The organism is Patescibacteria group bacterium, assembly GCA_018897195.1.
In the GTDB taxonomy this organism is placed as follows: Bacteria; Patescibacteriota; Patescibacteriia; order Patescibacteriales; family UBA12075; genus JAHILH01.
The window spans coordinates 403,701-418,614 of the sequence record JAHILH010000001.1 but is presented as its reverse complement, the minus strand read 5'-3'; the positions used below and the strand labels follow the sequence as shown (position 1 = coordinate 418,614).

The 14,914-nt window shown below is 37.9% G+C and carries 15 protein-coding genes; all 15 read left to right on the top strand.

What is annotated here, in order from left to right; all coding sequences use genetic code 11:
- Positions 1 to 2 precede the first annotated feature (2 nt).
- The 15 genes from KKD45_02020 (at position 3) to gatC (ending at position 14,913) form a co-directional block, all read left to right on the top strand.
- Positions 3 to 656 (top strand): DUF1361 domain-containing protein, encoded by a 654-nt coding sequence (locus KKD45_02020; protein MBU4309280.1) that lies wholly within the window; start codon positions 3 to 5, stop codon positions 654 to 656.
- 52 nt (positions 657 to 708) lie between these two features.
- On the top strand, positions 709 to 2,256 hold the full coding sequence (locus tag KKD45_02015; protein ID MBU4309279.1) for a glycosyltransferase family 2 protein: 1,548 nt from the start codon (positions 709 to 711) through the stop codon (positions 2,254 to 2,256).
- A gap of 107 nt (positions 2,257 to 2,363) precedes the next feature.
- The gene (locus tag KKD45_02010) at positions 2,364 to 3,380 is read left to right on the top strand and encodes an adenosine kinase (GenBank protein ID MBU4309278.1); all 1,017 of its coding nucleotides are present in this window, start codon (positions 2,364 to 2,366) and stop codon (positions 3,378 to 3,380) included.
- Positions 3,377 to 4,789, top strand: a complete 1,413-nt coding sequence (ahcY, locus tag KKD45_02005) for an adenosylhomocysteinase (GenBank protein ID MBU4309277.1) — start codon at positions 3,377 to 3,379, stop codon at positions 4,787 to 4,789. Before KKD45_02010 ends, ahcY begins: the two co-directional genes overlap by 4 nt.
- 144 nt (positions 4,790 to 4,933) lie before the next feature.
- Complete coding sequence (locus KKD45_02000) at positions 4,934 to 5,698, top strand: HD domain-containing protein (protein ID MBU4309276.1); 765 nt, start codon at positions 4,934 to 4,936, stop codon at positions 5,696 to 5,698.
- A 210-nt stretch (positions 5,699 to 5,908) separates the two neighbouring features.
- The gene (gene secD / locus KKD45_01995; GenBank protein MBU4309275.1) at positions 5,909 to 7,966 is read left to right on the top strand and encodes a protein translocase subunit SecD; all 2,058 of its coding nucleotides are present in this window, start codon (positions 5,909 to 5,911) and stop codon (positions 7,964 to 7,966) included.
- Positions 7,967 to 7,996: 30 nt separating this feature from the next.
- Entirely contained in the window at positions 7,997 to 8,998 is a 1,002-nt protein-coding gene (gene secF / locus KKD45_01990) for a protein translocase subunit SecF (protein MBU4309274.1), read from the top strand.
- Positions 8,999 to 9,108: 110 nt separating this feature from the next.
- Entirely contained in the window at positions 9,109 to 9,558 is a 450-nt protein-coding gene (locus KKD45_01985) for a type II secretion system protein GspG (protein MBU4309273.1), read from the top strand.
- Positions 9,559 to 9,568: 10 nt separating this feature from the next.
- Positions 9,569 to 10,369, top strand: coding sequence for a prepilin peptidase (locus KKD45_01980; GenBank protein MBU4309272.1), 801 nt, complete (start codon positions 9,569 to 9,571; stop codon positions 10,367 to 10,369).
- A 70-nt stretch (positions 10,370 to 10,439) separates the two neighbouring features.
- The gene (locus KKD45_01975; protein MBU4309271.1) at positions 10,440 to 10,955 is read left to right on the top strand and encodes a prepilin-type N-terminal cleavage/methylation domain-containing protein; all 516 of its coding nucleotides are present in this window, start codon (positions 10,440 to 10,442) and stop codon (positions 10,953 to 10,955) included.
- 9 nt (positions 10,956 to 10,964) lie between these two features.
- On the top strand, positions 10,965 to 11,471 hold the full coding sequence (locus KKD45_01970) for a prepilin-type N-terminal cleavage/methylation domain-containing protein (protein MBU4309270.1): 507 nt from the start codon (positions 10,965 to 10,967) through the stop codon (positions 11,469 to 11,471).
- Positions 11,472 to 11,495: 24 nt separating this feature from the next.
- Positions 11,496 to 12,086, top strand: a complete 591-nt coding sequence (locus tag KKD45_01965; protein MBU4309269.1) for a hypothetical protein — start codon at positions 11,496 to 11,498, stop codon at positions 12,084 to 12,086.
- A gap of 10 nt (positions 12,087 to 12,096) precedes the next feature.
- Complete coding sequence (locus KKD45_01960) at positions 12,097 to 12,522, top strand: hypothetical protein (GenBank protein ID MBU4309268.1); 426 nt, start codon at positions 12,097 to 12,099, stop codon at positions 12,520 to 12,522.
- 4 nt (positions 12,523 to 12,526) lie between these two features.
- The gene (gene ligA, locus KKD45_01955; GenBank protein MBU4309267.1) at positions 12,527 to 14,626 is read left to right on the top strand and encodes an NAD-dependent DNA ligase LigA; all 2,100 of its coding nucleotides are present in this window, start codon (positions 12,527 to 12,529) and stop codon (positions 14,624 to 14,626) included.
- Positions 14,623 to 14,913 carry an Asp-tRNA(Asn)/Glu-tRNA(Gln) amidotransferase subunit GatC gene (gene gatC / locus KKD45_01950; protein MBU4309266.1) on the top strand — a complete coding sequence of 97 codons (291 nt, stop codon included), beginning with the start codon at positions 14,623 to 14,625 and terminating at the stop codon, positions 14,911 to 14,913. The genes ligA and gatC overlap by 4 nt, the downstream gene beginning before the upstream one ends.
- The last annotated feature ends 1 nt before the right edge of the window (position 14,914 follow it).

Below are 14,914 nucleotides of genomic sequence, written 5' to 3'. Positions count from 1 at the left end.
TTATGAGTAGTGATCAGATAATTTCAGACTTTTTTTATAATTCAAATTTGCCCGGTTATTTATTTATTAATGAATATCCGGTTTTTGGTATTGTTTGGAATATTATTTTATTATTGGTACCATTGTTGATTTTTAAAGTTTTGGTGCGGTATTACAATCTGACAAAGATTGAAAAAAATACCCAAAAGGTAGTTTTTGGCTTTTGGTTTCTACTATGGTTGCTTTTTGTGCCGAATTCTGCTTATATAATGACAGATGTTCGCCATTTGATGAATTACTGTCCGTATTCTTTTTATCGAGTATGTGTAAAAAATGCCTGGATGATTATTGTCTTTTTTACCTATGCTTTAGTAGGCTGGATATTTTTTGTGCATTTACTGCGACAGATGAAAAATTTACTGATTCTTATTTTTAATAAGACAGTGGCGAATTCTTTTATAGTCGGTATTATTCCCTTGATATCCTTGGGTGTCCTATTGGGGCTGGTAAATCGTTGGAATAGTTGGGAGATGTTTTATTTTCCCGGCTTAATTATGAAAGATGCTTTATTGTATTTGACGGAATGGAATTATTTTATTAATTTCCTCGTGTTTACAGTTTTCTTTTACGTATTATATTTTTTAGGAAGTTTTTTATTAAAAGAAGATAAAAAATAATTATTCGCTATTCGCAGATTAGTATTTATTCGCGGATTAGCATTGTAGCTGTATGGATTATTTAAAAATTGGAAAAGCAACAGAGTTAACCGGTGATGATCGCCGTTTGTATCGGTGGTTGGAAATCTTGCCTGGCTTTTTGTCGTGGGCGACTTTGTTTTTGTTATTAGCGCTGTCTTATTGGCAGCCTGTTTTTGTAGCCTTCTTTATTATCGCTTTCGATGTGTACTGGTTGCTCTTGGTGGTGTTTCTGGGCGTGCATTTATTGGTGGCCTATGATCGTTTGAAAAAAAATATTAAAATTGATTGGGGGCAGAAGTGTCATGAATTGGGAGCGGTGAATATTGAGGGCAAGACCATGGCCTGGGATGATGTTATTCACTTGGTTTTTTTTCCGACATATAATGAGAGCATTGAAGTAATTCGGACAAGTTTTTCAGCGATGTTATTTAGTAATTACCCAGTTGATAAAATGGTGGTGGTGTTGGCAGTTGAGGAGCGGGGCGGCGAAATAGCACACATTAATGCGGAGAAAATTAAAAATGAATTCGGGCACAAGTTTAAAGATTTTTTTGTCTTCTTTCATCCAGATGGCATTGAGGGTGAACTGAAGGGTAAGGGTGCGAACCAGGCCTGGGCGGCGAGTGCCTTGAAGCGTGACTATGTTGATAAGAATAATATTGATTATGACAAGATTTTGGTGAGCGTTTTTGATATTGATACTGTTATTTATCCGGATTATTTCTACAACCTGACTTACAAATTTTTGACTGTACCCAATCCCTATCGCGCGAGTTATCAGCCGATTCCGGTTTATCATAATAATATTTGGCAAGCCCCTTTCTTTGCCCGCATTGCCGCTTCATCTAATACTTTTTGGCAGATGATGCAACAGATTCGCCAAGAAAAATTGGCGACCTATTCCTCGCATTCCATGACTTGGCGCGCTTTGGTGGATATTGGTTTTTGGTCAACGAAAATGGTGAGTGAAGATTCGCGTATTTTTTGGCATTGCTTTTGTTATTACAAAGGTGACTACCGCGTCGAGCCGATGAACTATCCTGTCTCAATGGATGCGTGTATGGACAAGACCTTGAAGGCGACGGCAACTAGTCTTTATAAACAACAAAGACGTTGGGGTTGGGGTGTGGAGAATTTACCTTATTTAATTTTTAATACTATTAAAAATTGGAAGACTTATCCAAAGATGACCATGATTAGTCGAATTTTTACTCAATTGTATGGTTTTCATTCTTGGGCGACCAATGCTTTGATTATTGCTGTTATTGGTTGGATGCCATTGTTTTTGGGCGGGGCGGCTTTTAACTCTACTACCTTATCAACCAATCTACCAATGGTAACCAGAGCTTTGATGACCTTTGCCATGTCTGGCTTGGTGCTATCTTCAATTATCGCGACTTTATTATTGCCAAAAAGACCTGATGGTTATAGTTTTTGGAAAACATTATTAATTCCGGTGCAATGGGTAATTCTGCCTGTCAGTATTATCGTTTTTGGCTCAATTCCGGGGTTGGACTCACAAACCAAGCTGATGTTTGGGAAATATATGGGTTTTTGGGTGACGCCCAAGAGTCGTTAATGTTTGAAAAATTTTTTTAAAAAATACATACTAAAATAATTAGTCTGTATTTTTTTTGTGAGTAAAAAAATTGGCACATAAATGAAAATATGCTATTATGAAAAAATATGAAAACTGAAAACACAACAGTTAAAAATAAGCATTGGGATCTTTTGGGCATCGGCAGTCCCTTACTTGATATTGTAATTAATATCGAAGATAAAGTTCTCGATGATTTAAAAATCAAAAAAGGTTCGATGAATTTGATTTCCGAAGCGGAAAGTAAAAACATCTTAAATGAACTTAGTCACGTGGCTCATGAATTATCACCGGGTGGCTCTGCGGCTAATACGCTTTCAGGCGTTAATCTCCTGGGCAATCGTACTTCTTTTTTGGGCATGATTGGCGATGATAGTCATGGTCGTAGATATAGCGAAGAAATTGAAAAAGAGGGAATCGTATCACATCTTTTGCGTCATGATCGCGATATGACCGGGCATTCAATCATTTTTATCACACCAGATGGAGAAAGAACGATGGCGACTCATTTGGGTGCGTCGGCTAATTTTGTCAAAAAACATGTTGATGAAAATGTAGTTCGACATAGTAAAATCTTACATATTGAGGCATATCAATTGGAGAATCCTAATACTTACGATGCGGTGATGCACGCTGTGGGCATTGCGAAGGAAGGCAATGTCTTAATTTCTCTCGATCTTTCAGATGTACACTTGATTCAGCGCAATAAAAAACTATTTCAGGACGTAGTGCGTGAGCATGTGGACATTGTTTTTGCCAATGAAGAAGAGGCGTCTGAATTTACGGATAAAAAAGACTCAACTGAAGCGCTACACGATATTGCAGATAACTGCAAGATTGCGGTAGTAAAACTAGGAGCGAAGGGAAGCTTGATTAAAGAAAATGGTAAAGTTTATAATATTGAACCGCACAAGGTGGAGATGGTAAATACGAACGGGGCAGGTGATATGTACGCTGCCGGTATTTTGCACGGCCTAGTTAATGGTTTGAATTTGCAAGAAGCTGGCGAAATTGCTAGTCATGTCTCCGCCTTGGTGGTGGCGAGCATGGGCGCGCGTATGGACAAAAAACATCATAATTTAATTTCTAAATATAAGAATTTATGACAAACACAGAGGATTTTAAAATCAAAGACATTAGTTTGGCTGATTACGGCCGAAAGGAAATCGTTATCGCTGAAAAAGAAATGCCGGGCCTAATGGCTTTGCGTGAAAAATTTAGCAAACAGAAACCGCTTGCTGGAGCACGTATTTTGGGCAGTCTACACATGACTATTCAAACTGCGGTACTGATTGAAACATTGGTTGAGTTGGGCGCAGATGTGCGTTGGGTTTCTTGTAATATTTATTCTACCCAAGATCATGCAGCGGCAGCAATTGCCAAAGCGGGCGTGCCTGTTTATGCTTGGAAGGGTGAAACTTTGGAAGAATATTGGTGGTGCACAGAGCAAGCGTTTATGTTTCCAGGTGGCAAGGGTCCAAATTTGATCGTAGATGACGGCTCTGACGCGACCTTGATGTTGCACTTGGGCGTGGAGATTGAAAAGGATTCCAGTATTTTGGAAAAAGATTATTCAGATAAAGGTGAAGACGAAAAAGAGTTGATGAAAATTTTGGCTCGGATGTATAAAGAGAATCCGACTTTTTGGAGCGGTATAATCAAAGACGTGAAGGGCGTATCCGAGGAGACGACGACTGGTGTTCATAGACTTTATCAGATGTCAGAAAAGAAGAGATTATTATTCCCAGCCATCAACGTGAATGATTCTGTAACCAAAAGTAAATTCGACAATCTTTACGGTTGTCGCGAAAGTTTGGCCGATGGTATCAAGCGAGGTACTGATGTGATGGTGGCTGGCAAAATCGCCGTTATTTGTGGTTATGGCGATGTTGGCAAGGGTTGCGCACAGAGTATGCGCGGTTTTGGCGCACGCGTGATTGTGACTGAGGTTGATCCAATTTGTGCTTTGCAAGCGGCAATGGAGGGCTTTGAAGTGAAGACAGTGGAACAAGCTTTGGATGAAGGTGATATTTATGTAACAACAACAGGTAATCGTGATATTATTACCGTGGAGCACATGGAAAAAATGAAAGATGAATCAATTGTTTGTAACATCGGACATTTTGATAATGAAATTCAAGTTGAAAAATTAGAAAAGTATAATGGTATTAAAGAAATTAATATCAAACCACAAGTTGATAAATTTGTTTTCCCAGACGGACACGCAATCGTGCTTTTGTCTCGTGGTCGTTTAGTAAATCTTGGTAATGCAACTGGTCATCCTAGTTTTGTGATGAGCGCTTCATTTACAAACCAGGTCTTGGCACAAATCGAACTTTGGGAAAAGGATTACGAAATCGGTGTTTATACTTTGCCAAAAAGACTTGATGAAGAGGTGGCTAGACTGCATTTAGATAAATTGGGTGTGACTTTGACGCAATTATCTGATGAACAGGCGAAATATATTGATGTGGCCGTCGAAGGGCCGTATAAGCCAGATAGATATCGTTATTAATAGGTATTTTGATAACCAGTCCCGAGTCATCGGGACTGGTTTTTTTATTTGACAAATTAACCTTGACAAAATACTATTTTTTGGGTAAGGTTGAGGTCTATATTGAACATTGACAAATAACCTATAAACTACGGAGGCGCGGATATGTCTAGTAAAAATCAGGATATTCATGAATATCCGATGAAATTAATTAAATATTTTGCAAAAAGACCATGGGATGAAGTCAGCGTGAAAGATGCAATGGCTAGGGATAAAACTGGTGTAGTTGAAAAAGCCCACGATTGTTCTGGTGGTATGCATAATAACACATTTAGGCTGGATGGTAAGCCGGTAAAAACTCATCCAGAAAAAGTTGTTAAAATTTTGATTTGGTTTGGGGTTGATGAGCCGGTAATCTCAGCAGCGGCTTATTTACATGATGCTCCGGAAGATGTCAGTGAAAAAATTTTGGAAGAAATTGAAGAGGATTATCCAGAACAAGTATATTCAATTGTTCATAGGGTGACCAAGAAAGATGATATGTCTGACAGGGAACATTTTCGTTTGATTATAAGGGATTTTGATAGCATTATAGTAAAATTAGCCGACAGGTATCACAACTTAAGAAATATGGCTAAAAATCTATATTTAAAGAGGCCGGTTGTTAGAGAAAATCCTGGCGAAGTAAGGCAGGGTCCTAAAAAACCTTTTACCAAGAAGAAGCTTTATAGATATATAAAGGAAACTGAGAGATTTGTTTATCCGCTTGGGGAAAAAATTTCTCAGTCTGACTACAGATACGCCAAAGAAGGGGAAAAGCTTTATATGGCAGTACAAGAAGCAGTTGTTATGGCTAAATTGGCCTTAAAAGTGCCAAAAAGGGTGATTATGCGCTATCAAAGAAAGCGCAGACAGCCAACATTATTTTGACAAACCCGATATTCTGAGAAAATATCGGGTTTTTTATTTTTCAACATAGAAATTTATCTTTGTCAATATTGCAATTTATTTAATGTTGCTTTAAAATATAGCTATTACTTAGAAAAAATGGCTAAGTGTGGATAAGCAACTTCCGTCCCTTGCGGCGGATTATATTATTTTAGAATTTAATTAATTTATTTATTAATATAACTTAACACTATGATTAAAAAAGTATTTCAACCAAGTCAGAGGGGAAAGGTTTGGAGATCTTTCATTTTGGTAACCTTATTGGTTATTTTTGCAGCCGTTATCGATGCTGGCGCTTATTATAATAGAGCGACTGATTGGGTGGCTGGTAAAACTCACAACGTTGTGCAATTGCCGAAGACCAAGGAGATTCCTTTTCGACTAGGGCTTGATTTGCAAGGAGGTACGCATTTAGTTTATCAAGCTGACATGTCCAAGGTTCCTAGTGGCGATCAAGTTGTAGCCCTAGAAGGCGTTCGTGATGTAATCGAAAAAAGAGTAAATGCATTCGGCGTAAGTGAGCCTTTGGTGCAGACCAATAGTTCTGGTGGCGATTATCGGGTGATTGTAGAATTAGCCGGCATTAAAGATGTTAATCAAGCGATTAAAATGATTGGTGAAACTCCATTATTAGAATTCAAAGAAGAGGGTACTGAGGCGCCTCAATTGGATAAGGCAGGACAAGACAAGATTGATACTTTTAATAAGGAAGCGGAGAAGCGGGCGGAAAGTGTCTTGGGTAAGGTAATTTCTGGTGGTGATTTTGCAGCTTTGGCTAAAGAGTTTAGTGAAGACACAAACACCAAGGATAATGGCGGTGATTTGGGTTGGATTAACGAATCTACCGATCCGGGAATTGTAGCTAAAGTAAAAGATATGACTGTGGGCAAAACTTCTAGTGATCTAGTTCGTGCGGCCAATGGTTTTGATATTTATAAATTAGAAGAAAAAAGAAAAAAGACAAATCCTTTTGACGACAAGCAAATTGAAAAAGAGGTAAAAGCTTCACATATTTTAATTTGTTATACAGGCTCTGAAGGTTGTACTAAAGAAATTAGCAAAGAGGCGGCTTATGCAAAAATCAAGGAAATTAAAGCCAAGGCTACTCCAAAAAACTTTGCTAGCTTGGCTAAAGAATACTCCAATGATCCAGGCGCTGCTAATGGCGGTGATTTGGGTTGGTTTGGTAAGGCAGCAATGGTTGAGCCTTTTTCTGATGCGGTATTTGCACAAAAAGTGGGCGAGATTTCCTTTGTTGTTGAAACTAAATTCGGCTACCACATTATTTTAAAAGAAGGCGAGAGAGAGTCTTATGAATATAAAGTGAGTCGTATTTTTACTAGATCAATGACGCCACAAGATGTGGCTGGCACTGATAAGAATTGGAAAAATACTGAATTAAGTGGCAAAAACTTAAAAAGAGCTTCAGTACAGTTTGATCCAAATTCAAATCAACCACAAGTGTCTTTGGAATTTGATGAACAGGGGGCAAAATTCTTTGAAGATATTACCGCGCGTAATGTGAACAAACAGGTGGCAATCTTTTTGGATGGTTATGTTATCAGTAGTCCAAATGTAAATGAAAAGATTTCCGGTGGAAAAGCGGTTATTTCTGGTAGCTTTAATATCCAAGAGGCAAAATTATTAGCACAGAGATTGAATGCTGGTGCCTTGCCTGTGCCAATTAACTTAGTAGGTCAACAAACAGTGGGCGCTTCTCTTGGTAATGAGTCCTTGAGGACAAGTTTGCGAGCGGGTGTTATCGGCCTAATTTTTATTGCGGTCTTTATGATTTTATACTATCGTTTTGCGGGTATTTTATCAGTTATTTCTTTGTTTGTTTATGGTGTTTTACTTTTAGCAATCTTTAAGATTTGGCCGGTAACAATGACCTTGTCTGGTATTGCTGGTATTGTTTTGTCAATGGGTATTGCAGTTGATGCCAATGTATTAATCTTTGAAAGATTAAAAGAAGAAATGCGCAGTGGCAAACCGCTAAGCATGGCAATTCGTGAATCATTTAATCGCGCTTGGCCGTCTATTCGTGACGGAAATCTGTCAACCTTAATTACTTGTTTTGTATTGATTCAGCTATCAACTAGTACAGTAAAAGGTTTTGCTATTACTTTAGGCTTGGGTGTAGTTGTGTCAATGTTCTCAGCGATTATTTTTACTAGATTATTATTCGATTTGTTGCCAGTTAGCTGGTTTGAAAATAATAAATGGCTAGTGGGAGCTGTGAAGAAATAGTTTTAATTTATTAAATTTAATTTATATTTTATGATTAATATTATCAAAACAAGAAAAATATGGTTATCAATTTCTGGTTTATTAGTCGCTACTTCAGCAGTAATGTTGATTATGTGGGGCTTAAAATTCGGAATCGATTTTACCGGAGGAAGTCTTTTGGAGGTAGAATTTTCAGCTAACAGACCGACTGTTAATGAAGTTCAATCTTCAGTAAGTGATTTGAATTTAGGAAGCCTTGTCGTGCAACCAATAGGAGAAAAGGGGATGATTATTAGATTTCAAGATGTGACTGAGGAAAAACATCAAGAAGTTATGGTGAAATTGAATAAGATGGCTGGAGGTGAAGCTACTGTTGATAAGAAAGAAGCTTCAAAAAAGAGTGAAGAAATAAAAACAGACAACAAAAATATTGTAATCGAGACAACTAGCAATGAAGCTGAGGCGGGAAAGGCTCAAGTTTCTGAAATTCGTTTCGAGTCAGTTGGACCGACAATTGGCAATGAATTAAAAGCAAAATCTTTTAATGCTGGCATTATTGTTTTATTGGCAATTGCTATTTTTATGGCTGTTGCCTTTAATAAGGTGTCAAAGCCAGTTGCTTCTTGGAAGTATGGCGTAGCTTCAATCGTGGCCTTATTCCATGATGTCTTCATTACCTTAGGTGTTTTTGCCTTTTTGGGACATTTTTATGGTGTGGAAATTGGGACTCCCTTTGTGGCTGCGATTCTTACAGTTTTGGGTTATTCAGTTAATGATACCATTGTGGTTTTCGATAGAATTAGAGAAAATTTACCAAAAAGCAGTTTGGATTTTGAGGGCACGGTTAATATGTCTGTAGTTCAAACTTTGTCCCGATCAATTAACACATCATTGATTGTGATGTTGGCGCTAACTGCAATTATTCTTTTTGGTGGCGAAACAATTAGATCATTCGTGTCTGCCCTAGCCATTGGTGTTTTTGTCGGAACTTATTCCTCGATTTTTATTGCTAGCCCAATTTTGGTAATCTGGGAGAAGGTAGGTAAGAGGTAAATATTTATAATAATAGAATGTCTTAAAAAAACGCGTGTAAACGCGTTTTTTTGTTTCTTTCTTTCTTTTATGTTATAATGTTTACATAATTAATAATTTGTATAATTAATATGATTATTAGAGAGACTGTTAAACATGAATTAAATTTAAAAGAAATTTTGCTTCTTATTGCCGTTGTTGGCTTGATTGCTTTGGTGGCGGGAATTGCCCTGAATAATTCACAGAGAAATAATCGTGATACCGTTCGAGTGACTGACGTGGTGCAGATGCAAAATGCTCTTGAATTATATTATTTTAATTGCAATAAGTATCCGACTGAAGTAAAACCGGGTGGTGTAATCGGAGACGAGGAGTGTGGTGGTCCATATTTATCTTTTGTGCCATCAGACCCCAAGACAAATGCGCCGTATTATTATCTTCCCTGCGTGGGCAGTGGCCCGTATACATGTCAAGCGGGATTAGCTGATGCGACTAGCTATCAGTTGTATTATTCCTTGGATGGCAAGGCTGGGCGAGTGCCGATGGGTAAGCACATTGCTGTGCCTGGGAAATTATATTAACAATTAATCAATGGATTATTCAATTTTTTCATTTTTTGCACTTCTTTTCGGTTTAATTATCGGCTCTTTTTTAAATGCCTTAATTTGGCGTCTGCATACCGGTGAGAGTATGATGGAGCGTTCCAAATGTCCTAAGTGCGGAAAGGCAATTGCGTGGTATGACAATGTCCCAGTTTTGAGCTATTTGTTTTTACTCGGAAAATGTCGCGGTTGTAAAATGCGAATATCTTTTCAGTATCCGCTTGTGGAGTTGATTACGGGTTTGTTATTCATGCTTGCGTTTAATTTTTCCGCCCGCGGTGGGTCGGTCTTGGGAGGACAATTGCCTAATTATATATTTTTTATAACTTTATTTCGTGACTTTTTTTTGATTTCGACAATGATTATTGTCTTTATCTATGATTTACGCTGGTATCTTATTTTAGATGTGATAACCTTGCCATCAATTGCTGTACTTTTTGTCTTAAATTTAGTTCTGGGAATAAGCTGGCAAAGCCTGTTGCTTTCGGGTATAATAGGGGGTGGTTTTTTCTTGTTACAATTTATTATTTCGAAAGGAAAATGGATAGGCGGTGGCGACATTCGGCTTGGATTTTTAATGGGCATCGCCCTGGGTTGGCCTCAGATTATTACCGCCTTAATGTTGGCATATATCGCCGGGGCTTTTATAGGAATAGGTTTAATTGTATTTGGTAAAAAGAAATGGAGCTCACATGTTCCTTTTGGCGTGTTTCTATCGGTCGCCACAATTGTGACTTTATTCTGGGGGGATCCTTTATTAAGGTGGTATTTTGGTTTTATTGGAGTTTAGTAATAAAATAATTTTTAAATAATAGCCACCGTTTCTAAGGCTATAGATTAAGAGGATACAAATTTTATTTATGAATTTTTCACACGAACAATCAGGTTTTAGTTTGATGGAGATAATGGTAACTATCGCCATTATTGGCATACTATCAGCCGTAACAATTGTTAATTATGCGTCTATAGGTAAAAAAAATTCCGTGTCTTTGGCGGCACAAAACTTAAGCAGTGATATTCATAAAACGCAGAGCTATGCCTTGAATGGGAAAATTGTCGGCACTAATAAGGGTTATTGGGGGGTTTATTTTGACAAGGATAATAATGGTAAGTATATAATTTTTGCAGACAATGATCAGGACAACTTAAGAGATAGTGGTGATACGGACTACCAAGTTGTTAATCTGCCAAAGGGCGTAAAAATAATGGATGTTCACCCAAGTGCACAGATTTCTTTGGTTTATGCGCCGCCAGATCCAAAAATTGCTATTAATCCGGGCGCAGTAAGTAGTGCAATGATTGGTTTGTCAAATTATGACGACACTAATACTAAAGTGATAGAAGTGAACATCTTCGGTTTAGTTGATGTTGATTAATACATTAAAATGAAAAATTTTTTAAAACAAATTAATAATAATACAGCTTTTTCGATTATTGAGGTGATGGTCGCGATTGGCATAGTAAGTGTCGGCATGATGGGTGTTTTGTCTTTGATGACGCGAAATGTTCTCACTCAGACGTTGAATAAAAATAATTTAATCGCGTCCATGTTGGCGCAAGAGGGATTGGAGTTGGTTAGAGAGGTTCGTGACACTAATTGGTTAATAGATCCACCTGTAAGTTTTGATGATGGCATACCAGCTACGTCGACAATTGATTTTTATGGGTTTGAATCAACGGGTCAAGATTTTAGCAGCTCGGCGACTGACATAAAGATGGATGAATATGGTTTTTATGGGCACACTGGCGCCACCAGCACTATTTTTAAGAGATTAATTACGGTGTCTCGTACGAACCCTGAGTTTATAAATGTAAAATCAACTGTTCGCTGGAGTCAGAGTGGCAAAAATCATGACTATATTGCTGAGACTTTATTGTATGATTGGCGTTGATTATTAAATATATATTGATTGCAAATGAAAACAATTTCATTAAAATTTAAAAAGTTTCAACAAGGCATATCATTGCTAGAGTTAACTGTGGCGACAGGCGTTTTTGTGATTGTAACTTTAATGGTTAATGGTATTTATATAAATATTGTTAATTATCAAAGACAGTCAATGAGTTCACAGGTTACCCAGGAGTCCTTGCGTTTTGCCATTGAGACAATGGGCAAAGAGTTAAGAACTGCACAAGGATTATACGCTGGGAGTGATTGCGGTGCACTGAAACCAGTCTCTGGACATTTTAAAATTTTTAATAATATTAGCAATGATGGCGTAGAGATGTCTACTGCTTTATATTTTAAAAATGTTTACGGACAGTGCGTTGTTTACGATTTGGTTGATGATAGATTGCGCATTAAGAGAGATGCTAGTGAGGGCTATATAACGCCAAACGAATTAAACATCATAAGTTTAAAATTTGTAAATAATGATACCGTTGCCAACGTCGATGTAACTTTTCAGCCTAGTATAACCATAATGGTGGAGGCAGAAATGAATAACGGGCCCAAAATGAATCTTCGAATGCAGACAACGGTTTCATCACGAGAGTATACATACTAATTTAAAAAAAATGTTAAAAGATATCTATAAAAAGCAAGAAGGAGTGATTGCAATTGCGATGACGCTTTTGATATTGGCAAGTATTATCGTTATTGTTATAATTTCTAATACCATTATCTTGAATAATTTAGGCATGAATATCTCACAAGTTGATGCTGTTAAGGCTTTTTATGCTGGTGAAGCTGGTGTAGAAAAAATTTTATGGGGAGTTAGGAAAAATAGTTTTGATTTTACCGTGCCAGGGTCTCCATGTAATGTGGTTAAGAAAAAAATTAAAGTTTCAACAAGTGGTTGCGATTCAATTGGTGAAATAATTACATTGACTGGTAATAATTCAACATTCTCTTTAGAATATGATTACACAACACCAACTACCACCATCACCTCAATTGGTTCATATAATAAAACAGGCAGAAATATAGAAATAAGGTATTAAGCAAATGAATAAAGCAGAAGCCAAAAATCGCTTAGAAAAATTGAAAGACGAGCTGAATAAGCATCGTTATTTTTATTATGTCTTAGATACACCGGAAATAAATGATACGGTTTATGATAGTTTGAAAAATGAATTGGAAGCAATTGAAAAACAATATCCGGAATTTATCACCCCTGACTCGCCAACGCAGCGAGTAGGCGCGACACCTTTGGAAAAATTTGTTAAAGTGCCGCACAACGCGCCGATGATGTCAATGTTTGATGCTTTTGATTTCGCAGATATGCAAGATTGGGAAACGCGTAATTTGAACATTTTGCTAAAAACTGAAACAAGTAAATTGGGTGCATATTTTTGTGAACTAAAAATGGATGGCCTGGCAATTAGCCTTCTTTATGAAGGTGGTGTGTTGATGCAGGGGGCAACGCGGGGTGATGGCAAGGTGGGGGAAAATGTGACTCAGAATATCAAGACGATTGAGGCAATTCCGCTCCGTTTGCGCATGCCGACTGCCGCTGAGTTGAAAAAGATTGGCTTTGATCAAGATGACGTTGAGAGTGTTTTAAGTATCGTCCAAGATGGTGTTTTAGAGTTTCGTGGTGAAGCCATTATTACGACGAAAGTTTTTGCGGAAATCAATAAACGACAAGTAGAAAAAGGTGGGACAGTTTTTGCGAACCCGCGTAATGCGGCGGCGGGGACGATTCGGCAATTGGATTCCAAGATTGTGGCTGAGCGCAAACTGGATTTTCACGTATATGGATTGGTTACGAATATTAATTTTTTAACCCATGACCAGGAATTGCAGTTGGCCAATCTTTTGGGCTTTAAAACTTTAAAGCAAAATAAAATCTGTAAAGATTTACAAGAGGTTGAAGAGTTTCATGATTATTGGGACAAGAATCGTAATAAACTGCCGTTTGAATGCGATGGCGTCGTGGTAAAGGTAAATGATTTATCTCTGTGGCCAGTGTTGGGCATTGTTGGCAAGGGGCCGCGCTATATGATGGCCTATAAGTTTACGGCTGAACAGGTAACCACGAAGGTGCGCGAGGTGGAGTGGCAAGTGGGACGCACGGGCGTGCTAACACCAGTGGCGATTCTTGATCCGGTGCGCGTGGGCGGAGTAGTAGTGAGTCATTCGACTTTGCATAATATGGATGAGATTAAACGTCTCGGTTTGCAAATTGGCGATACGGTAATTTTGGAAAGAGCGGGTGATGTAATTCCGAAGGTGGTACAGGTGTTGGAGAAATTACGTGATGGCAGTGAACAAGAAATTTTTGCACCGACAAAGTGTCCAATTTGTGGCAGCGTGACCGAACAGGCACTAGGCGAGGTGGCATATAAATGTTTGAATAAGGATTGTTACGCGGTTAACTTGCGTAAATTAACTCATTGGACGAGCAAAGGGGCGATGGACATTGAAGGCTTGGGTCCAAAAGTGGTGGAGCAGTTAGTGAAAGAAAAATTAGTGGGTGATATTGCAGACTTTTATAGTTTGAAAAAAGGTGACTTGTTATCCCTGGAAAGATTTGCAGAGAAATCGGCGGACAATTTAATTGAGGCAATTGAAAAGAAAAAAGACATTGAATTGGCGCGCTTTATTTATGGTCTGGGAATTGGCCACATTGGTGAGGAAACCGCTCTATTGCTTACACAATCAATTTCTAATAATGACCAAAGAATAACAAATCCAGTTGAGCTTTATGGTTATTTTAATGGCCTAAGCTTGGAATCTTTGGAAAAATTAAATGATATTGGTCCGATTGTGGCTAAAAGTATTAAAAATTGGTTTAATGATGAGAAAAATATCGCCTTATTGCATAGATTAGCTAATTATGGTGTAACCATAAAATTGGCTAAAATTGTAGCAAAAAATACAGTGTTCCAGGGTAAAACCGTAGTTTTGACCGGTGGTTTATCCAGTTTGACAAGGGACGAGGCAAAGGGTAAAATAAGACAATTAGGAGGTAAAGTCTCCTCAACTGTCAGTTCCAAGACTGATTTTTTGATTGCCGGAACAGATGCGGGTAGTAAATTGGAAAAAGCTTTAGAATTGGGGCTGAAGATATTAAGTGAAGAAGAATTTTTAAAATTAATATGAAATTAACAAAAGAGGAAATACAACATATTGCCGACTTGGCGCGTTTGGATTTATCCGAGGCGGAGTTTGAAAAATATGGCAGCCAACTGTCAGGTGTTTTGGATTACATTGATCAATTGCAGGAGGTGAATACTGACGACTTAGAGCCGACAGCGCAGGTAACCGGCTTGGAAAATGTTTATCGTAGCGATGAAATAAAAGTCTGGGTGGCTGATGAGCGCTTGGCGGCTTTAAATTTAGCGCCTGAGATTGAAGAAGGGCAAATTAAAGTTAAACGAGTTTTGTAAT

Bases quoted from the DNA above. Each gene is read 5' to 3' on its own strand.
- KKD45_02020 (MBU4309280.1), top strand. From the start codon at position 3: ATGAGTAGTGATCAGATAATTTCAGACTTTTTTTATAATTCAAATTTG.
- KKD45_02015 (MBU4309279.1), top strand. From the start codon at position 709: ATGGATTATTTAAAAATTGGAAAAGCAACAGAGTTAACCGGTGATGAT.
- KKD45_02010 (MBU4309278.1), top strand. From the start codon at position 2,364: ATGAAAACTGAAAACACAACAGTTAAAAATAAGCATTGGGATCTTTTG.
- ahcY (MBU4309277.1), top strand. From the start codon at position 3,377: ATGACAAACACAGAGGATTTTAAAATCAAAGACATTAGTTTGGCTGAT.
- KKD45_02000 (MBU4309276.1), top strand. From the start codon at position 4,934: ATGTCTAGTAAAAATCAGGATATTCATGAATATCCGATGAAATTAATT.
- secD (MBU4309275.1), top strand. From the start codon at position 5,909: ATGATTAAAAAAGTATTTCAACCAAGTCAGAGGGGAAAGGTTTGGAGA.
- secF (MBU4309274.1), top strand. From the start codon at position 7,997: ATGATTAATATTATCAAAACAAGAAAAATATGGTTATCAATTTCTGGT.
- KKD45_01985 (MBU4309273.1), top strand. From the start codon at position 9,109: ATGATTATTAGAGAGACTGTTAAACATGAATTAAATTTAAAAGAAATT.
- KKD45_01980 (MBU4309272.1), top strand. From the start codon at position 9,569: ATGGATTATTCAATTTTTTCATTTTTTGCACTTCTTTTCGGTTTAATT.
- KKD45_01975 (MBU4309271.1), top strand. From the start codon at position 10,440: ATGAATTTTTCACACGAACAATCAGGTTTTAGTTTGATGGAGATAATG.
- KKD45_01970 (MBU4309270.1), top strand. From the start codon at position 10,965: ATGAAAAATTTTTTAAAACAAATTAATAATAATACAGCTTTTTCGATT.
- KKD45_01965 (MBU4309269.1), top strand. From the start codon at position 11,496: ATGAAAACAATTTCATTAAAATTTAAAAAGTTTCAACAAGGCATATCA.
- KKD45_01960 (MBU4309268.1), top strand. From the start codon at position 12,097: ATGTTAAAAGATATCTATAAAAAGCAAGAAGGAGTGATTGCAATTGCG.
- ligA (MBU4309267.1), top strand. From the start codon at position 12,527: ATGAATAAAGCAGAAGCCAAAAATCGCTTAGAAAAATTGAAAGACGAG.
- gatC (MBU4309266.1), top strand. From the start codon at position 14,623: ATGAAATTAACAAAAGAGGAAATACAACATATTGCCGACTTGGCGCGT.